Annotated in this window: 11 protein-coding genes; 4 read left to right on the forward strand and 7 right to left on the reverse strand. The window is 59.1% G+C overall.

What is annotated here, in order from left to right; genetic code table 11:
• Positions 1–3: 3 nt before the first annotated feature.
• Positions 4–819, forward strand: coding sequence for a helix-turn-helix transcriptional regulator (locus J3U87_RS18795; RefSeq protein ID WP_237377318.1), 816 nt, complete (start codon positions 4–6; stop codon positions 817–819).
• 203 nt (positions 820–1022) lie between these two features.
• Positions 1023–2120: a DNA polymerase IV gene (gene dinB / locus J3U87_RS18800; protein ID WP_237377319.1), complete on the forward strand. Its 1098-nt coding sequence runs from the start codon at positions 1023–1025 to the stop codon at positions 2118–2120.
• Between the two features lie 7 nt (positions 2121–2127).
• On the opposite strand, the gene J3U87_RS18805 is transcribed toward dinB, so the two are convergent.
• The 4 genes from J3U87_RS18805 to J3U87_RS18820 form a co-directional block, all read right to left on the reverse strand.
• The gene (locus tag J3U87_RS18805) at positions 2128–4179 is read right to left on the reverse strand and encodes an ATP-dependent DNA helicase RecG (RefSeq protein ID WP_237377320.1); all 2052 of its coding nucleotides are present in this window, start codon (positions 4177–4179) and stop codon (positions 2128–2130) included.
• A gap of 110 nt (positions 4180–4289) precedes the next feature.
• Complete coding sequence (locus tag J3U87_RS18810) at positions 4290–4700, reverse strand: thioredoxin family protein (protein WP_237377321.1); 411 nt, start codon at positions 4698–4700, stop codon at positions 4290–4292.
• A 150-nt stretch (positions 4701–4850) separates the two neighbouring features.
• A complete protein-coding gene (locus J3U87_RS18815; RefSeq protein WP_237377322.1) occupies positions 4851–6236 on the reverse strand; it encodes a hypothetical protein in 1386 nt (461 codons plus the stop codon).
• 3 nt (positions 6237–6239) lie between these two features.
• Positions 6240–10838 carry a protein kinase domain-containing protein gene (locus J3U87_RS18820; RefSeq protein ID WP_237377323.1) on the reverse strand — a complete coding sequence of 1533 codons (4599 nt, stop codon included), beginning with the start codon at positions 10836–10838 and terminating at the stop codon, positions 6240–6242.
• Between the two features lie 1044 nt (positions 10839–11882).
• Between J3U87_RS18820 and J3U87_RS18825 the strand changes: the two genes are divergently transcribed.
• Entirely contained in the window at positions 11883–14138 is a 2256-nt protein-coding gene (locus J3U87_RS18825; protein WP_237377324.1) for an amino acid permease, read from the forward strand.
• 461 nt (positions 14139–14599) lie between these two features.
• Here the strand turns inward: J3U87_RS18825 and J3U87_RS18830 are convergent, their stop codons facing one another.
• The 3 genes from J3U87_RS18830 to J3U87_RS18840 form a co-directional block, all read right to left on the reverse strand.
• Positions 14600–16273 (reverse strand): long-chain-fatty-acid--CoA ligase, encoded by a 1674-nt coding sequence (locus J3U87_RS18830; RefSeq protein WP_237377325.1) that lies wholly within the window; start codon positions 16271–16273, stop codon positions 14600–14602.
• Between the two features lie 356 nt (positions 16274–16629).
• On the reverse strand, positions 16630–17724 hold the full coding sequence (locus J3U87_RS18835) for an adenylate/guanylate cyclase domain-containing protein (RefSeq protein ID WP_237377326.1): 1095 nt from the start codon (positions 17722–17724) through the stop codon (positions 16630–16632).
• Between the two features lie 366 nt (positions 17725–18090).
• Positions 18091–18561, reverse strand: a complete 471-nt coding sequence (locus J3U87_RS18840; RefSeq protein WP_237377327.1) for a PDZ domain-containing protein — start codon at positions 18559–18561, stop codon at positions 18091–18093.
• Between the two features lie 1105 nt (positions 18562–19666).
• On the opposite strand from J3U87_RS18840, the gene J3U87_RS18845 reads away from it, so the two are divergent.
• Positions 19667–20899 carry an ATP-binding response regulator gene (locus J3U87_RS18845; protein ID WP_237377328.1) on the forward strand — a complete coding sequence of 411 codons (1233 nt, stop codon included), beginning with the start codon at positions 19667–19669 and terminating at the stop codon, positions 20897–20899.
• Positions 20900–21033 lie beyond the last annotated feature (134 nt).

Below are 21033 nucleotides of genomic sequence, written 5' to 3' on the forward strand. Positions count from 1 at the left end.
TTCATGAATACCATCGGTGATTGGCCGCTTCGTGAGCGGGAAGGATCGCGGGACCCCGACGACGCCCGGTTCTCGGTCTTCATGGAGGAGGGGACCCATCAGCCGGTTCGCGCGGCGGGGCGACGCGAACTCGAGTGTCTCGTGCGTCAAAGCCACGACATGATCGCACGGGATTCACGCCTCCTGACACGGTTGATGGGAGCCCACCTGGAAGTGCTGGGGCTGCTGTTGGCCCGTTTGGAAACCGTTCCCGAGAGACCTGACGCGATGGCCCCGGCGGCATGGAACGAACTTCAGGATTTGAAACGCGAAGTACACAGAATTGCGACCCTTTCGACTCAAATGATGGAGACGGTCGGCGATGTCCGCAGGACTTTGGGCCCACCTTCGTTGCGGAAAGCCTTCCGCGACACCGGTGGGACGCGCGATTCGCAAAGTCCGGGGGAACAGCTCGTTCCACCACGCGATCAAGTGTTCATGCAGCGGGTAAGGGACGTGGCCGAGGCCAATCTGAGCAATTGCCTGTTCGGCGTGACCGAACTGGCTGACGCGTTGGGCATCGGGAGACGCCACCTCTTGCGGCGTTTCAGGGCGATCACCGGATCACTTCCATCTCACTTTTTGCGCGATCTACGGCTGACACGTGCCGCCCATCTGCTGGGCCAACGGGCCGGCAATGTTTCCGAAATCGCCTATCGCGTCGGTTTCGCCAAACCGAGCTACTTCGCCAACCAATTCAAAAAGAAATTCGGCCGGACACCTACCGGTTTTCGCGAAGCGCTCGATGTATCGCACGTCGGAGCCGTAGACCGACGTTGATCGAGCGCGCCGCGGCCGCCCGCCAGCATTCTCCCCCGATTCGGGAAACATCGCCCCAGTGACCCAACCCACCTGGTAGTTTTGGGAATATCGTCGGTAGCCTTTTTTCTCAACCCTGGATTGGCCGTTGCGGCCGAATCGTCGTATGATTGTTGTGATACGGTTGGAAAAACGAGCGTTACAACGCGTCTCCTGGTGCCGGCATGACGACCCGAAAAATAATCCACATCGACATGGATGCCTTCTACGCATCGGTGGAACAGCGCGACAACCCCCAACTCCGGGGCAAACCCGTGGTCGTGGGCGGCAATCCGAATTCGCGCGGCGTGGTCTGCGCGGCCAGCTACGAGGCACGCCGGTTCGGCGTGCGCTCCGCCATCCCTTGCGCCCAAGCCTTTCGGCTCTGCCCCCAAGCCATTTTCGTTCGGCCACGGTTCGAGGTCTATCGCGGTATCTCGCGCGAGATCCGCCGCATCTTCCTGGCCCATACCGAGCTGGTCGAGCCGCTCTCCCTCGACGAAGCCTTTCTGGACGTGACCCAAAACAAGAGTGGCAACCCCTCGGCCACCTGGCTGGCCAACCAAATTCGCGCCCAAATCCTGGAAAAGACGCGCCTCACGGCCTCCGCCGGCGTGGCCCCCAACAAGTTTCTCGCGAAGATCGCCTCCGACGTCAACAAGCCCAACGGCATTTTCGTCATCCCGCCCAGTCGGGTCGAGGCATACATCGAACAACTTCCCATCGGTCGCTTTTTCGGTATCGGGAAGGCGACGGAAAAGAAGATGCACGCCTTGGGGGTGTTCTGCGGCAAGGACCTCAAGCGCTTCGAAGAGGCCGAACTGATCCAGCGCTTCGGTAAATCCGGCTCCTGGTACTACCGCATCTCGCGCGGGATCGACAACCGCGAGGTCAAGCCCCATCGGGTGGCCAAATCGGTCGGTGTCGAGGAGACCTTTGCGCGCGACATCGATCAGCTCGATCGCATTCGCGAGATCCTGCGCGAACTGGCCATCGAGTTGGAGCGCAGGCTGAGTAAAAAGCAGAAGTCCGGCAAAACCATTACCTTGAAGTTGCGTTACGACGATTTCACCACCATCACGCGTGCCGAATCCCAGCCGCGCTATGTCTCCGATGCCGCCACTTTTTACGAGGTTGCCGCGCGACTGTTGGAATTGTCGGAAGCCGGCAAGCGACCGATTCGCCTGCTCGGCATCACCCTGTCCAACCTGGACGACCCCGACCATCGGGAATCCCAGCTTTCCCTGCAATTGCCACTGCCGTTCGGCGAAGAGCACTTTTGAAACGGGTTCATCCCGGCTGGGTTTCTCGTGCCGCGACCGCTTCCTCCGTCCACGACGCGCGGGCCGCGTCGCGCGCCCGATCCATCAGTGCCGCGTCCAGCCAGGGGTCGCCGAAACGGAAATTCATCGCCCCGGTCTGGCGCGTGCCGAACAGGTGTCCCGCGCCGCGCTCCTTCAGGTCGAAGGCGGCGATATCGAACCCGTCGTCACAGCTTTCCAGCATGCGCATGCGCCGCAGGGCGTCGCGGCCGATATCGCTGGGCACGACCAGGAAGCAGAAGGCGTGTCCGCCGCCGCGGCCGACCCTGCCGCGAAGCTGGTGGAGCTGACTGAGGCCGAAGTAGTTGGCACTCTCCACGACCATGATGGTGGCTTGCGGCACGTCGACCCCGACTTCGATCACGCTGGTGGCGATCAGTATGCGGTACCGCCCGGACGTGAAGGCATCCATCTCTTTTTGCTGGGCTTCTTTGTCCATTTTGCCGTGGATCAAGCCCATCGGAATCCCCGCGAACGGGCCCGATCGAAAGGTTTCGAACATGGTGACCGCGCTTCGTTCGTTGGCTTCCTCCTCACCTTCGATCAAGGGAAACACCCAAAAAACCGACTCACCCTCCGCCAATCGGCGCTTGGCGAAGGTCAGGATCTCCTCGCGGTTCTCGGCGCGCTTCAGGATGGTCTGCGGCGGGATGCGGTCGGCCGGTTTCTGGCGGATCTGGAGAACGTCGAAATCACCGTAGAGCGACATGGCCAGCGATCGCGGAATCGGTGTGGCGGTGAAGGCGAGGTAATGGGGCGCGGATCCCTTTTTCAACAAGGTGCGCCGCTGGTTGACCCCGAAGCGATGTTGCTCGTCGACCATCACCAGACCCAGGTTTGCGTAGATCACGTCTTTCTGAAAGAGGCGATGGGTGCCGACGACGAGGTCCAGTTCGCCCCTGGCCAATGCAGTCAGGATCTCCCGGGTTTCGGCGGTCGAACACTGCGACGACAGCAGGCCGACCCGCATCCCCAGGGGCTCCAGCAGGGCTTTGGCGCTTTTGCAATGCTGGCCGGCAAGGACCGCGGTCGGGCACAGCAGGGCCGATTGCAGCCCCGCCCGCGCGAACAGGAACGCCGCCGCCAGGCCGACCACGGTCTTACCGCAACCCACGTCACCCTGGATCAGGGTGTGGAGCCGGCGACCCAGGGCGAGCTGGTCCACCAGGGTGCGCATGACCTTGATCTGGTCCGGCGTGGGCCGAAAGGGGAGCCGGCCGAGAAAGGGGGCCAGGGATTCGGGTTCCGGATGGAACCGGTGGTAATGGCCCTGTTGGCCCAGGACCGCGAGCCGTTGGAGACCCCTCTGGAAATGATAGAACTCTTCGAAAATCAATCGCTCGAGACTCGGATCCTGGCGCGTTCGAATGGCCTTCGCGCGAGCGCCGTCTGCCGGGGCGTGCAGGGTGCGCAGTGCTTCCGCGCGGCTCGGGAACCCTTCCTTCGCCAGCCAGGCTTTCGGCAACGTTTCTTCGTCGGGCATGGTTTCCAGCAGTTGGAGAATCCATTTGTTGATGTTGGCCGATCGCAGGCCGCCCACCTCGCGGTAGATCGGCGTGATGCCGGTCTGGACGGGTTCCGACTCGCCCAGGCGCGACAGCACCTCGAACTTGGGGCTGTTCATCGTTCGCCCCAGTTTTTCGAAGCGGATCTTGCCGAACAGCGAGAGCCGTTGCTCCTTGATGATCTTGTCGTGGATATGGGGTTGGTTGAACCAGGCCACCCGCATCGTACCCTGCCCGTCGTCCACCAGGATTTCCAGGACCTGGACGCGCTTGCGCGGCGTGCGGCTCACCTTGCGCGAAATCACCTTGCCGCGAATGTGGACCGGCGTTTCCAGCGGCGCGCTCGGGATCGGCGTGATCTCGGAAAAGTCGAGATATTCGCGAGGGGTGAACGCCAGCAGGTCCGACACCGTCTCGATGTTCGCGTTGATCAGTTTCTCTTTGGTTTTTGGACCCAGGCCTTTGATGCTCAGTTCGGTCAGGGGCGTCGCCAGCCATTCTTTCAAGGTGGGCATGAGGTGGTGTCACCAACGTGGGGTTGTGGGCGTGTGCAGGTCCCGATCCATTCAATCCCAGGGCCCCGATGGAACCGTGTCCAAATCATCGGTACCGGGACCGCCGGTTTCTATCGATTCAGGTTTTGAATCAAGGCGGGCAGCGTCCGATTGGAGGGACCGGCCGCCAATTCCTTGCCGTCGGGCCCGTAGACCATCAGGTAGGGCAGGTCCTTGATGCCGCGCTTCTGCGCCAGTTCCGATTCCCAATCCACGATGTCGAGTTTGTAGATCTGGAGCCGATCGCCGTAAGTCGCCTTCAGGTCCTTGAGGCTGCGATCCAATTCCTTGCAGGGCGGACACCAATCCGCGTAGAAATCGAACACCGTGAAACGGCCCTGAGCCACGTGGGGATTCAAGTCCAGATCCTTGCCGTGGGACAGAACTTCGAACTGTATCGCGGCGGGTCGCTCGGTGGCCGACGGCGCCGTGCATTGGACCAGGAGCGCGATCGACATCAACGCCGGGATCAAGAGACGCATGGGAACTCCTTCGAATGATCGGGAAAGGCGCGGCCCCTGTCGGAACGAATCGGTTCGTCGGCGACCGCCCTTCGGCTTACATCAATACCACGGAACCACGAGCCGGGTCAGCAAAACCTGTTTGCGATGTGATGGCCGCGCCAGGGATCCTCAAAAGACGCGGTTGGCAAACAACCGGTTGGTGAAGTTGGGGCCCGGCTCGTCGGTCTTGACCAGGCTCAACTTGCGCATGGCGGCCTTGCGATCCGTCTCGGTACTCATCTCGAAATGAAGTGGCTCGCGGCGTTTCAGGGGCTCGTCCTTGGTGCGCACCTGATCGAGGCTCAGCACCCACGAAGGGCTGTCCTCGAAATCGGCGACATGCACCAGGTCCTTTTTCTGGTGGACCAACAGGCTGCCTTCCGGGGCCAGGCCCAGGGCTTTCGCCAACAGCAACATGCCGGCCTTTTCACTCTCGTCCAAATCGGAGTTCATGGCCTCGATGACACACTCTTGCGCGGTCTTGGCGATGCTCGGGTCACCGCGCCAGTTGCGCACGAAGGCCGCCACGGTCTTGACGAAGCGGTTGATGGGCAGCAACATGCGCGGGTGATCGTTGCGCGGCGTGTAGTAGGCGAAGTTGACGCGGTAGTAGAAGCCGCGGCCGATGTATTCCGAGTGCAGCAGGTGGCGCAGGGCCAGATTGCCGGAACCGTCCGGTTTGGTCAAACTGGACGGCGATTCGCCGATGTAGTGGTACAGCGAGTTCACCACCAGGTCCAACTGGATCTGGCGCGACAGGCGTAGCTGGCGGAACACGGTTAGGAGCAGGATCGCCGTATAGAACTGGATGCGGATGCCCTCTCGGGGAATGTCGACGTTGAGCAGCCCGCGAATGAACCGGGGATAGGACTCGTTGACGCGAATCAGGTTCAGGATGACGCGGTAGGCGGCATCCATCTGGGCGTCCATCTCGTGAACCACCGATTCGTTCAGTTGCTCGAGGAAGTACATCAGTTTGAGGGCGTTGCGCAGGGCGTACTTGGCCGCGTGACGTTCGTCGATCATGGTCGAGGGAAAGGTCTCCTCCTCGAGCGGCTCGAGCGGGGTCACCTTGTAGCAGTCGTAGCCGGCGAGGGCTTCGCTGACGGCCCCCGCGCCTTGGGCGTTCTCCTTGACCAGAACGTTGGCCAGCGCGATCAGGTTCTTGGGCAGATCGGTTTCCTCCACGAAATTGGGTGCGAACGAGAGCCCGCCAATCTCGGCCCGTCGGAACAGGCCCGCCAGGTGCTGGACCGATTCCAACATGCTGTGTTCGATGAAGATGCGTTTTTCGACCAAGTGCACGCTCTGGGGCGTGACGCGCAGGGAGCAGCCCTTCAGCAACGAAAAACTGGACTTCATGGCCTCGGCCAGTTCCTGGATCAGGTCCTGGTAGGACATATTCTGGTCCCGGTTCTGGGTCAGGGTCCGGAAGAGCCGGCTCAACTTGAACGTGAGCGTTTCACCCAGGGCCTGAATGCGTTTGCGTTGTATTTTGGGTTGGTATGGTTCCATCACCTACCCCATCAGTTTCTTGCAGTAGCGAATCAATTCTTTGTTGCCGATCAGCTTCTTGCTCATCTTGCGAATCAGTGCCAGACCGTCCGGTGTCCCGGCCTGTTTCAGCAGGAAGGCGGCGTGCTTTTGGTTTTCCAGGGTGAGGGTCTGGGCGTCCTGGGCCGGTTTGGTCGTGATGATCTGTTTCAGGAAGGCCAGGCCCTCGAACGACCTGGTACGCTCGATGAGTCCGAAGACCATGTCGCGCTCGTCGTCGGACAAAGCCGTGAAGCGGGGCACGGTGTAATAGGATTTCAGCGTCTCTTCCTGAAGTCCGGGGGCGATGTGGCCCAGGGCGCGCCACGCTTCGAGGCGGGACTCGGCGTACAGTTCTCCCTCTTCGCTGGCACAACCGTGCAGAATGGTTTTGCGCTCCGGGAAGTTGCGCTGGCACAGCAGGCGGACCAGTTCCAAACGGGTTTTGGGACCTTCGTGGTTCAGCCAGCGTTGGAAAATCTTGGCGTCCACTTCGTCGGGAAGTTGACCGAACGCGGGGACCAGCAGCATGGCGACCTTGTCGCTGAGCAGGCCCGCCCAGTCCACCAGCTTGAGGGCCTCGCTCTCGCCGGCGGCCGACAGGCACAGGTCGGCGAGGAAACGACGGCGGAACTCTTCTTCCTCTTCCACGAAGAGGTGGAAGAGCACGGTCACCGTCTGTTCGGGTTCGGTCCAGCGCGTGATCTGGTGGAGTTCCTCGCGGTACTTGTGAAGCTCCTTTTCGGGCTTGTCGGAGATGGCCCGGAAAAACTCCTCGTTGGCCAGGCGTTCGCGCGGATCGGTGACCCCGGGCCGAATCAGGCCCTCGTCGCGGCGCCAGCGATCCAGTTTGGCCAGCACCTCGATGGCGCGGTCGAAATCGTTTTCCAGGACACAGTTCTCCACCAGGGCGCTGACCATGTGGGCCTGGCGGTCGTCCAGGCAGCCGCCGGACTCGTCCGAAATGGTCTGCAGGCAGATTTCGATCGCCTCCTGGCGCATGATGGGATCTGCATCGCGGCCGAGCTGCTCGCGAATGCGGCGCAGCTTCATTTCGGCGAAACGCTCTTCGATATCCAGGTAGACCGGTTCCAGATCGGTGAACGGAATCTGTTCCGCGGCAAGCAGCGCTTGGGGGTTCCAGTCGGCTTCGTGGCGCAGTTCGTTCTCCAGCTCCAGCAGGTGCTCTCTGGTGTAGTCGTCCTCGTAGACCGTGTCCACGTAGTCCGCACGAATGCGGCGCAAATCCAGTTGGAACATCAGGGTGACCGCATCGATCCCGTGGGGGCGACCCGATTTCAGGTAGCGCACCACGCCTTCCATGAACGCCGTCAGGTCGTTCAACAGCAGCCCGCGGAAGAAGCTCAAATTGCGCACGCCGTCTTCGTAGAATTTGAAGCTCAGGCTCTTGTCGTTCTGATCTTCCTGGTAGACCAGCGCCCGCTCGAATTCCAGCCCGATCGCCGAAACCCCCAGGTCCAACCGATCCCAGGTCTCGAAATAGCGCATGAACAGCAGGTGAAGCTTGCGGACCTCGGTGATCGCGAATTCGTCGTTCCACACCGACTTGTAGGCGTTGCCGAATTGCACCGTCAGTTCCTGGACCAGCCCGGCCTTGGTCTCCGTCTGCACGTCGCTCAAATCCGCCTGTAGGTAGCGAATCAGGTCTTCGATGCTGGCCGCCACTTCGACCGCCGTCTCGAACCGGTTCTCCGGGTTCTTCTTGAGGCACTTGAGCACGAAGTATTCGAAGTTGGGGTTGATCTGCGGCAGTTTGTCGCGCATCAGGGGCGGTGCTTCCTTGAGGTGCTTGGTCACCACGTCGTACCAGTTGTTGCCCTGAAAGGGACGAATGCCCATGGACATCTGGTAGGCGGTGACCCCGAGGCTGTAGATATCGGCGCGAAAATCGACGATCCGGCCGCCGCCGGCCTGTTCCGGCGCCATGTAGTAGGGCGTGCCCGTGAGGTTCTTGAGCTTGACGCTGGGCTGGTTGGTGTCTTCACCGGCGCTGTCGTAATCGAGGATGCGGGCCAGACCGAAGTCGGTGATCAGGACCTGGCCGTCCTCGGAGATCATGATGTTCTTGGGCTTGATGTCCAGGTGGACCACGTCGTGGTTGTGGGCGTACTTCAGCCCGCTGGCCACGTCGCGCATGATCTCCAGCGTGCGGATCTGCGACAGCCGGCCCTCTTTCTTGAGTACGCGATCCAGGGACCATCCCTTGATGAACTGCATCGTGTAGAACACCATCCGTTGGGGATGGTGAATCATCACCTGCTTCGGGAAATCCAGATAGCGAGGGTACTCTTCCGGTGTGATGTCGCCCGTGTTGAACTCTTGCGCGATGTTGGGGTGACGAAACTTGGACACGATCTGCGCTTCGTGGATGAACTGGTCGCGCACCCGTTTCTTCTGGGCGAATTTGGGTTTCAGCACCTTCATCGCCGCATCGATCTTGCGCTCGCGGTCGTGGACCAGGTAGATCTCGGCGAAGCTGCCCTCGCCGACCTTGCGGATGAAGCGGTAGCGGCCCTTGACCGTGGTCTTCGCCTCCGCGGTGACGCTCGCAGCCGGGGTACCGGTATCCTGCTCCTGATCCTTTCCATTTTCCTTTTTGTCGTCGGGGGCCTCGATCAGTCCCTGCTTGTGGAGGAATCCCTGGAACTCGGGGCTGGCTCCGATGATTTTGGCGCCGATCCTGAAAAAACTGCCTTCGGGACGATTGATCAACTTGCGGTTCTTTTCGTGGACCTTGAGCTTGAATACCTTGCGATCGGCCTCCTGGCACTTGAGCAGGTAGAATTGGCTCTCGGGAAAGTTGATCGGGGCGAAGAAACACAGGCCCTTGGTTCCGAAATCGTGGCTCCGGCCCCGGTAGACCTGGTCGCCGACCTTGACCAGTACCGGTAGCTTGGTGAAGATCCGGTCGTGGGCCCGCCGCTCGGGCAGGCTCTCGGCGCTGAGACTGCCGTAACCCGACTCGATCGCCTTGTCGATGACCTGCACGTGGCTGGGCAGGTCGCCCCGGTTGAAAATCCCGTTTTTGACCAGGAACGTGTGGAAATTCTCGCTGGCCGCCGTGATGCGCATGCCGATGCGCCATAGCTTTCCGTAGGGCGTGGTGACCTTGTTGCGGCTCTTTTCCTCGACCTGTAGGTCGAAAGTCAGCTTTTCGTGGCCGAAACACTGGAGTGGAAAGCGCTCGCTGGTGGGAAAATCGAGCGGCGCCAGAATGCTGAGGCCCTTTGCCCCGAACTCGACCGAACGACAGCGGAACTTGCGCTCGTCCGCACCGGCCAGAATGGGGATCTGGATGTAGGCACGTCGCTGCCTGCGTCGGTTCTCGCTGCCCAGTTTCAGTTGCAGGCCGGCCTCCAAGGCGCGGTCCACGTCGTCCATGCTGGATTTGCCGTGGGCGATTTTGTGGCGCTCGAGAAACGATTCGAAGTTGGGACTGTACTTGAGGATCTTCAGGCCTACCCGGAGCCGGAACGCGCCGTCGATCCACACTTGGCGCCGGTGCTTCTCTTCCACCTTGAGGTCGAATTCCTCCATGGCGCTCTCGCGGCATTTGAGGCGAAAGGGGCCGTTTTTCGGTAAATCGCTGCCGAATACGACGCAGAGCCCCTTGGCGCTGAAATCCTCGGTCTCGCCCCCGTAATTGCCGTCGTCGAATTTGGCCATACAGGTGATCTTGAGCCGAACCCGCTTGGCCTGGCGCCGTTCGTCGTCCGGTACTTCGTCGGTCCCGGCGCCCGTCGCCCCATCGTCCTCATCCGATTCTTCGGATGGCGAGAGGTTGTTGACGGTCAGGTCCATGGAGCCGTTGTAGGTCAGGTCGAACGTCAGGTCCTGGCTGCTTTGGTCGATGCGCGGCGGGAGCGAGTCGTTGGGGCCGCTGGACCCCTCGTTGAGCGCCTGGGATTCCGAATCGCCGTTGGCTTCCTTGACGGGCGAAGCGGTGCCCTGGCCGCGCGCACCGGTGGCGGTTCGCTCGCCCTGGGTGGTGGCAGCCCCACCCACGTAACGCGAAATCGTCGTATTTTTTGCGCCAACGCCCTGTTCGGCCATGACGGGAGCCGCTACCCGATCCTGGAAGATGGTCTCTTCCAGCGAATTGTCGGCGCTGATCGAGCTGTCGGCACTGCCGTTGACCGAGAGCCAGGGGGGTAGCGTCTGCGTCAGCGAGACCTCGCCGGGATCCTTGGATGCGGCCTTCTTGCGTTCCTGCTCCGCGGCCTTGGCTGCCGTCAGTTCCTCGTACATGGCGAAGTCGGCCGGAATGGTATCGCGAATTCGCAAACCCAGTTTCGTGAAAACCTGCTTCTTCCAGGTGACGGGGCGGCGATGGCGAAGCTCGACGTTGAATTGAACATTGCGCTTCTCATCCAATTTACATATGACCGAAAGCTCGTGAACAAGCGGCAATGTGTCCTGGGTGATGATACTCAATCCATCTGGGCCGAAATTGACCGTTTGGGCGGGAAACCGCTGATCGCCAATAATACATAAAGCGCTCAACCTCAATGTAATGCGGTTGAAGTGGCGGCGATTCCCGCTATGACCTTGTTCCGTTTGCATGACCGCGATCGTTCTCCCTTGGGCTAAGGGTTCGGGGAGTTGCCGTTCTTTTGGGGTCGAATTGTCTCATTCTCGAGGGCTTCGAAAAGTGAATCAGATATTCGTTTTGCCCCGAATGACGGGAAAGATGCCGTTCATTATAGAGAACCCCTTCGAATTTCAAAATCCCCATTCCTAACGGAACGCGAATTATTGAAGCCCTTTCCGAGCGGGGACTCACCGCAACGATATTTAGGACTCCTGTGACCGAGGACGCTCCGGGCTCCTGGATGGTGAAAACTGGCGATCGGGAAAATGGATTTTCACGGGTAATTCGGGTCTTGCATTCAAACTGGCTCCTTTTGATGCCTGGGTCAACCCCGGCGCCCATCCCCAACCGCGATCGTGGCGCATGGGAACCTACCCATCCGGAAACGAAGAGATCGCGGCGGTCACCAGGGTTCCTCCGGAAGGGCGGGGCATCGACTTGTGGTTGCCCGGTTTCGGCAAGATCTTTATCACGAGGCGGTTGACCGAATTTTCGCGGCAGGCTGTCGATTCCCGTCGGCATTGGGTTGGATATCAAAGATCAACATTCCGAATGAGCCTGAATCTGGATCGGCCGTGGATCACCGCGCCGTCCGGCTCGGTACCGTCCCGGGTTCCCGATGAGGAGGAGGGATTCGCGGTTTGGTGAGCCCGATTGCGTGACGGTCACCGGCTCTGGTGGGATTTCGGCGAATCTGGCATAATCTCGCAGAGTCAACGATCTCCAAAACACAATCAAGGGGTTCCGCGCTCGGGAACCGGTGTCCCGAGTTCTGTCCTTGCTGTTTGGGTCGTGATGGCGGACAGCTCCCGCGTCGTTCTGCGGACGATCGTCGGGAGAAAGACAAACAGGGCAATGGCTGCCGCGCGGCGCGCATTCGAAGGAACGGGTCGTAGCGGCGAAGCGGGTGCTTCCAGGGTCAGCACGCTTCCTCGAGGAGCGGGCCGGGAGCGCCGGGACCGGATCGACATCGACGGCTTTGGAACACTCGGGAACATGCCTACAAGGACGGAACCTTGAACGACGCGAACAACACGGAACAAGCGAACATTCTGAGCCGCAATCAGTTCGGAACCTTTGGCGGCGTCTTCACACCCAGTATCCTCACCATTCTGGGCGTCATCATGTTTTTGCGGGCCGGCTTCGTCATCGGCCAGTCGGGTATTTTGGGTGCGATCATCATCCTGGCGCTGTGTAAGCTGATCACCACCTTCACGGCCGCCTCGATCGCCGCGGTATGCACCAACATGCAGGTGCGCGGCGGCGGCGCCTATTTCATGATCTCCCGGGTGCTGGGCCCCGAATTCGGCGGGGCCATCGGCATCGCCCTCTTCTTCGCCCAGGCGCTTTCGGTTCCTTTTTACATTCTCGGTTTCACCGAGGCCCTGGTGGTCACCTTTCCCAATTTGACCGACTACTTTCAAATCATCGCCCTCATTTCCGCGGCCTTACTTTTCGTGATCTCCTACGTGGGCGCGACCTGGGCCATCAAGGCCCAGTACTTCATCATGGCTCTGCTCGGGCTCTCCATCATCGTCTTCATGGGCGGCGCCTTCATGCGGTTCTCGCCCGAAACGCTTTCCGCCAATTGGGAGGCCGGGTACACCCTGATTCCCGATGCGGAGGGGTCCTACAACTTCTGGATCATTCTGGCGATCTACTTTCCCGCGGTGACCGGCATCCTGGCCGGAGTCAACATGTCGGGGGATTTGCGCAACCCCACCCAGAGCATTCCCCAGGGGACCTTCCAGGCGGTGGCGGTCGGGTTCGTGATTTACTTGATTCAGATCTTCGCCTGTGGGGCCGCTTTCAACCGCTCCGAGCTGATCGAACGGCCTTTCGAAATCCTCAAGGATCACGCCATGTTCGGGATGGGCTGGTTGGTGGTCGCCGGGATGTTCGCCGCGGCGCTTTCCAGTGCCCTGGGCAGTTATCTGGGAGCTCCGCGCATCCTGCAGGCGGTCGCCCGCGATCGCATCCTGGAAGTGCTGAAACCCTTCGCCAAGGGCACCGAACAGGGCGACGAACCGCGGCGCGGCCTGATTTTCACCGGCGTCCTGACCGTGGTGGTCCTGCTGGTGGTCGGTAACGATGCCGGTGGTGGTGCCCTGAACTCGGTTGCGGCCATCATCACCATGTTCTTCCTCTACACCTACGGAATGGTCAACCTGGCCGCCTTTATCGAAGCCGTGGGCGACAACCCCAGTTTCCGGCCGCGGTTCCGCGTGTTTCACTGGGGCACGGCCCTGTTGGGGGCCATCGGGTGTGTGGGCATCGCCTTCCTGATCAATTCGGCTGCGGCCCTGATGGCGGTCCTGGTGCTGGGCGGTCTGCTCTGGTTCATCAAGACCCGCGAACTGCAAACCACCTTTGGCGATGCGCGTCGCGGTTTCGTATTCGCCGGGGCGAGAAAGAACCTGCTGCGGCTGACCATGATGGAGGAAGATCCCAAGAACTGGCGGCCCACGGTCCTGGTTTTCACCGGGAACCCCGACGTTCGCGAGTACCTGGTCTCCTACGGCGTCTGGCTGGAGTCCAACCGCGGCATCGTCATCCTGTGTAACGTGTTGGTGGGTACCTTCGAAGAGTTGGGGCACCGGCGTCCCGTGGCGCTCACCCGCCTCGAAAAGTTCTGTCGCGACAAGAACATCCAGGCATTCCCCTCGGTCGTCGTGGCGCCGGAGCTGATGCAGGGCATCTCGTCGACCCTGCAAGCCTCGGCCATCGGTCCGATTCGGCCGAACCTGGTCATGTTCGGCTGGTCCTCCGAATTGGACCGCATGAGCGTCCTGCTCAGGTACCTCCGCATCGCCGAACGCATGGGTATGGGGCTGATCCTGCTGTATGCGCGCGGCATGCCCGAACCGCGTACCAAAAAGCGAATCGACGTTTGGTGGCGTGGCCACAAGAACGGCGAGCTGATGGTGATTCTGGCTCATTTGCTCAGTCGCAACTGGGAATGGGGACGCAGCGAGATTCGCGTCCTGCGCCTGATCGGCGACAGTTCTGAGCGCGAAGAGGCACGAACGGAGATGGATGGACTGATCGACGAGGCTCGGGTCGACGCGAAAGTCGAGTTGATCGAGTCCGGCAAACCCTTTCCCGAAATCCTGCACGAGGCTTCGGGCTCGTCGGATTGTGTGTTCCTGGGCTTCGAGCCGCCGGCCAAGGGGGCCGAGGAGCCCTGGCACCAGGCCTACAAGGCGATGCTGCGCCGCATGCCCACGACCATTCTGGTCAGTTCCACCGGCATCGAGGATATGCGGGCATAGCCCAACGCGGTGCAGAAGCGCCACCGCTGAAATGCTCCGCCTTCCTGTTCCCGCATGCAGAGTGAGTTGTCGTGCCTGTAGGTGGGGAGGCGCCCTGGTCAGCCTGCGCCTCCAATCGAAGTCACGAGTGCTTCGGTGGGTTTGTGGGCCCAAAGAGCGAAGCGATCGATTCTACCCTGTGGGCAAAGCCGGCATTGGATTCTCTCAAGTGCCGCGTCATGTCGACACCTAGTTGCTTCGAAGGGTCGAGCAGGCTGCTCAACCTACAGGTCCACAGGTGCTTACGAGAATTTCGGGCTCTTTGGTCGGGTCGCCGGTTAGGGAGGGCTACACTTCCAAGTGTGTCGACTATGAGTTCCCGTACCTCGAAGAGAGGTGGAATGCAGGTAGATGGGGGGCCGCCTAGGCCAGGTTGGAAGTGACCCGCCACACCCTTGCGAGCGGGCGGGTCATGGTGTTTCTCAGTTCTTGGCCTCGTCGCGAAGCGCGCGACGAAGAATCTTGCCGACGTTGGTCTTGGGCAACTCGTCGCGGAACTCGATGTGTTTGGGACGCTTGTATCCCGTCAAATTCTCCTTGCAGTACTCGATCAGGGCTTCCTTGGTGAGGTCCGGGTCCTTCTTGACCACGAACAGTTTGACCGCCTCGGTCGACTTCGGATCGGGCACGCCCACCGCGGCCACCTCCAAAACACCGTCGTGGCTGGCCACCACGTCCTCCACTTCGTTGGGATAGACGTTGAAACCGGACACCAGGATCATGTCCTTCTTGCGGTCGACGATCTTCAGGAAGCCGTCCTCGTTCATGACCGCCACATCGCCCGTCTTCAGGAAGCCGTCTTCGTGGAATACTTTGGCGGTTTCTTCCGGTCTGTTCCAGTAACCCTTCATGACCTGCGGACCGCGAATACACAACTCGCCCGCTTCACCCAGGGGTTGCGGTGTGCCGTCGTCGTCGCGGATCTGAACTTCCGTCGACGAGATCGGAAGACCGATGAACCCGTTGTATCCGGTGGTTTCCTTCAGCGGGTTGATGCAGGCCGCGGGACTGGTTTCGGTGAGCCCGTAGGCTTCCACCAGCGGGGTCTTGGTGACGTCCTGCCAGCGTTCGGCCACCGGACGCTGTACGGCCATGCCGCCGCCCAGGGTGAGCTTCAGGCTGCCGAAATCCAGGTTGCAGAAGTCCTGGTTGTTGAGCAGCCCGTTGAACAGGGTGTTGACCCCGGTCAGCGCCGTGAAGCGCCATTTGCGCAGTTCATTGACGAAGCCGGGAATGTCGCGCGGGTTGGGGATCAGGACGTTCAGGGCGCCGATCGTCGAGAAGGTCAGGCAATTGGCGGTCAACGAGAAGATGTGGTACAGGGGCAGCGGGGTGACGATGATCTCCTTGCCGGCTTCCAGGTCCTCGCCGATCCAGGCATGGGCCTGGTTGACGTTGGAGGCGACGTTGCGATGGGTCAACATGGCGCCTTTGGAGACACCGGTGGTGCCGCCGGTGTACTGGAGGAAGGCCAGGTCTTCGGCCTGGATTTCCGGAGTCTTGAATTGACCCGAGCCGCCCTTGGCCAGGGCCGTCTTGAAGGGGACCGCTTGCGGGAGATTGAAGGGCGGCACCATTTTCTTAACGTACTTCAGGACGAAGTTGACCAACTGCGCCTTGCCGAACGGCAGCAGATCCCCGATCTGGGTGACCACCACGTGTTCGACCGGGGTTTTCGAGAGGATCTTCTCGAGGGTCCCCGCGAAGTTGGCCAGAATGACGATGCCCTTGGCGCCCGAGTCGTTGAGTTGGTGTTCCAGCTCGCGCGCGGTGTAGAGGGGGTTGACGTTGACCACGGTCAATCCCGCCCGCAGGACCCCGAACAGCGCGACCGGATATTGCAGGATGTTGGGCATCATCAGTGCGAAACGATCGCCCTTCTTCAGGCCGAGCCCGTTCTGAAGATATGCGGCGAATTGGGCACTCATCCGATCCAAATCGGCGAAGGTGAGTATTTTGCCCATGCAGGCAAATGCGGAGTGATTGGGGTACTTGCGGAAACTTTCCTCGAAAATGTCGACCACCGAATTGCATTTGGATACATCGATATCGGTGGGAACCCCCTTGTCGTAACTTTTCAACCAAATTTTCTCCATCTTCTCCTCTCTTTCATTCAAAGCAGCTTCACTCAAAGCAACACCCCTTTCAGCTCCCTCGTTTTTTCCTCGGTGTGCCCGGAGACCACAACGCCGAACGTTACCGCGTTGCCGGTTCCTTCGCCGAATGACGCGATCGAACCAAATCGATGCGTTAGATAAGGGGAAGCCACGTGTCGTCAGCAAAAAATCGGAATAATAATGGTCCTAACCATACCTCAGATCAGGGCTCAAACCAATAGGGGAAATGCGGCTAAAGCCGCTTAAGACCTTTGTCGAGAGGCGGTAGGAGGTGGTCAAAAGCCTGGATGTAGGCAGGTTTCGTCCGGGTGCGGCAGGGAATGGTGACTGGTGCGTCAACGTTGAATGGCTCGATCCGAGGGCAACGACAGCGAGGTTTCGTCCGATTTGGCCGCCAAGACGTTGTAGAGCACCCGTCCCCGCTCCTTGTTCTTGAGGTTGACCTCGCCGATGCGTTCGCATTCGAACTCGTCCTTGACCTGATCGCGCAGGTCTTGCCCGATCACGATTTGGTCCGGCAGGGCTTCGGCCTCGTAGCGCGAAGCGGTGTTGACCACGTCGCCGATCACCGTGAAGTCCAGTCGTTGCAGCGATTCGGAGCCGATGTTCCCCGAAATCATGTTGCCCGAATTGATGCCGATCGACACGTGCGGGAACAGATTGGGGGCGAGTTTGAATTCCTCGGTTCGCAGGTTGTGTTTGACGGTCAGGGCGCAACGGATGGCGCGGCGCAAGTGATCGCCGGACCGAAACACGGCCATCACCGCATCGCCGATGAACTTGTCCACGTAACCGTCGTGGCGGATGATTTCCTTGACGATCTGATCGAAGAGCCGATTGAGCAGGTGGACGACCTCATCGGGCGGTTGGCGCTCGCTCATGGCCGTAAATCCGCAGATGTCGATAAAAATGACCGTGGCTTCGATCGACTCGTTGACCATCAGTTGGTTTTGAAACTCGGGTTTGGTCATCAAGCTGAGCACGTTTTCGTTGACGTACATCTTGAGAATGTTGTTTTCCCGTACGGCTTGGGCCGTTTTCTTGAGCTGGTGGACGTGATCCAGCGTCTTTTGCAGGGTGATCTGCAGATCTTTGATTTGGATGGGCTTGGTCAAAAAGTCAAAAGCCCCCAAATTCATGGCCGTGCGGATGTTGCGAATGTCGCCGTAGGCCGAAACGATCACGCATTTCATCAGCGGGCGCAGCTCGCGTGCCTTTTGAATCAGGGTCAGGCCGTCCATTTTGGGCATGTTGATGTCGGTGACGAGGACGTCCAGATCGGGATGCGCATCGAGGACGTCCAGGGCTTCCAAGCCGTTCAAGGCAAACAGGAAATGATATTTGTGATGACGTACTTCACGGCGAAACATCTGGCGAATCATGGCTTCCGTCTGTACTTCATCATCCACGAACAGAATTTTTGACGGCATGGCATACCTTTGATCACCGTCCGGCGGCGCGGGAATCATTCACCAAAGGGCGGCGTGAGAGGCTTGATTTGGGGAAATGTGGCGTTGTTGGTGGCCAAGGGCCCTCAAGGAGAAAAGCGGGTACGGGATCATTTTATCAAATTGAGGACAACCGTTTTGCTTCATTTAGCTCCTCGCGCCTCGACGGTCAATGAAAAAGGGCCGGCAGTGTTGGCTGCCGGCCCTTTTTGCGAACCGTAGGGGGGTGAATTTCGGAAAAGATCTGAGAGGATCGCGGAACCGATCGGGCCGGTTCCAGGTCCGGGCGGGCTCCGGAAAACGATCCGGAACCCATTCGAAGTGAAACAGTTAACTCTTCTAGCTATGTCAGTTCACGGCCACCGCGTTGAGGTGGTGCTCCATGATGTGCATGCCGAGATACTTGGCCGCCAAGTCCTGGGGATAGGCGATCAGGGTGACCTTGACGTCGCGATTGTGCTTGCCGTGACCGACCGTGTAGGTCACCGTGTTGCCTGCCTTGATCTTCTTGTAGACCGACTTCATGCCCTCTTTGTCGCCGTACTTGACACCGTTCAAGGCGACCAGCGTTTCGCCGACCTTCAGTCCGGCCTTGGCCGCGGGGGTCTCATCGATGACTTTTTTGATGACCAGGGCTTCGGTCTTTTCGTCCCAATTGAGCTCGACGCCCAGGAAGCCCTTATTGGCCATTTTCTCGGCATAGGCATTGATGCAGGTCTGGGTGTCCGCCGTGCATTTATGGCCTTCACCGGCGATAGCGGGAACCGCGAGAACGGCGCAAAGCAGCGCGAGGACAAAGATACTGATGTGACGTTTCATGACTGTCTTCCTCCAGAAACGCGGAGCCTCGGCTCCGGTAGTTTCGATATGTAGTGAGATACACGTTTACCGACCCTGTATGCACAGAGTAAACAAAAACGTGCTTTCGTTCGCCTGTTTAACCTCAGATGATTCCAGGACATAATCCGAAATGTGAACCAAAACCATTAATTCGTTTGGAAAAACTGATTGTCGGAGCCTGGAATAATGAATCGAAAACATAGAAAAAGCGTTGTACTTCTTCCCCTTATACGCTCTGTAGAGGACAGGGTTTCAAGCGCTCCAAAAAAAGGTGACCCTTTTTGTAAGGTTTTTAGTTATCGTATAAATATCTTGAAAATATATCTTTGTGAATGTTCAGTGGGTTATTTTGGTTCGCTGGATCGGTATTTTCGAGACCCAGATCGACTGGAAAGTGATGGGGTGTCATTTAAAGGGGACAGGCGCCGCCATGCCGTTCCAGCTCATTTCCAAAGATGCTCGGGCCACCGGGTTTCCGACAAACTGATACTAATGAAAAACTCGATAGTATGTTGAAAATGACATGGTGGATCGAGTGAAATCGGACTTTGTGCATACTGTAGTAATGGTAACTGAAGCTGCTTGGGGGTGTGATGTGGTAAAAATGCGTGCATTTGTGTATCGAACATGTGTCCGACAGGAGTCTCGCAGGCGTGGCGGCGCCACTTCCATTGCGACTCTTTTTCGTTAGGTTGGATCCGGCGAAGGTGTTCCTGACCCCTGGCTGGAAACCAAGGTTCTGCCGGTGGTGAATCCTCGGGTATTTCGCGTCACGGGGGCGACAGCCTCTGTCTTCGGGGGCCGACTCGGGCAGGAGCCGTCCCGGCTCGAACCCGAATCGCGGTTTCGGGTTGGTAAAAGGTTGAAGTCGTTCGGTTTATTGATCGCAGGAGGTCTGGACGCCTCGTTGGGATTCAAGGATTTTCCCTCCGATCCACTTGATTCGGTTCAAAATTCTCCATTTCTGGATGGGCACTAGGTACAATGATCTCTGTCGGTTGGGTTTGGACTCGGCCGCAGACTCTGTTTTGGCCGAGGTTGGCGCAGATTCAAGATTCGGCCACGCAGCCCTATGGAGCGTTTCATGAGTCTCGACAAGGTTCCCGTTCACATTTTGCTGGTCGACGACGATAAAACCGACCGCAAGGCCTTTGAACGTTTCGTTCACAAAAGCCGGCTTCCCTACATTTACGATGCCGTCGGTTCGAAACGGGAGGCGCTGGAACTGATCGAAACCCGGGAGTTCGACGTCGTGGTACTCGACTATCACCTGGGCGATGGCGTCGGTTTGGATTTGGTTCCCGAGCTGGCCGAGACGCCGGTCATTTTCGTGACGGGGGCCGGCAGTGAGGAAATTGCGATCCAGGCCATGCGGCGTGGCGCAACCGACTACCTCGTCAAGGATTCCGAGCGGCAATACCTCACCATGCTGCCCAATATCATCCGCGGTGTCATCCAGCGAAAAGAGGCTGAACAGGCGCTTCGCAAATCCGAGGAGCGCTATCGCGGGCTGGCCGAGTTCGCCGATGCCGTGATCCACAACGTAGGCAATGTCTTGAACAGCGTCAATGCCTCCTGCGAATCCATCGCGGCGACACTCAACCGGTCGCGAATCGGCCAGTTGGAGCGGGTGAATCACTTGCTTCAATCGGTTTCCGTCGAGACGGATTTCTTTGTCAATCATCCCAAGGGTAAACAGATTCCCGACTATTTGACGGGTCTCAAGGGGAAGCTGACCGAGGAGCACGAAAAGATCTCCGAAGAGATTGACGGCATCTTGAAACGGTTGCTTCTGGTGCGCGAAATCATCGAAACCCAACAATCCCACGGCAAGGTTCGCGAGGCCAGCGAGCCTTTGAATTTATTGGAGATGGTTGAAGACGCCATCAAGGTTCGGCGCGCGACCCTGGTCCGCAATCGAATCCAGATCGCGGTCGACGTGTCGGATGCCCTGGTCGTCTCCGCGCCTAAAATCAAGCTCACCCATATCCTTATCAATCTCCTCAAGAATGCGATCGACGCCATTTGCGAAACGGATCAGGAGGTTCGGCAGGTCCGGGTCGCGGCCCAATTGCTCGAAAACGGCGATGTGCAACTGCTCATCGCCGATACGGGCATCGGCATTTCCGATGCCGTTCGCGAGCGCCTGTTCCAACACGGGTTCACTACCAAAAAGAACGGCCATGGATATGGCCTGCACTATTGCGCGAACATCATGAAGGAGTTGGGGGGTCGCGTCGAAGTGGAAAGCGATGGATTGGGTACGGGCGCCACCGTCAATCTGTTTTTTCCATCGGAGGGAGTTTCGTTGCGTTGAGCGTTGGCGAAACGCGAGCGGCGGTATCCGTTTCTTGCGCCAAATCATGTCTTCAATTGAAAAAAATGGAAACAGATCGTGATCGGTCCGCAACGAGGTCATGGAACGGCGGTTGTCGACCATTCGTGACCCGA

Origin of the sequence: Sulfidibacter corallicola (assembly GCF_017498545.1) — a bacterium.
Lineage (GTDB): Bacteria > Acidobacteriota > Holophagae > Acanthopleuribacterales > Acanthopleuribacteraceae > Sulfidibacter > Sulfidibacter corallicola.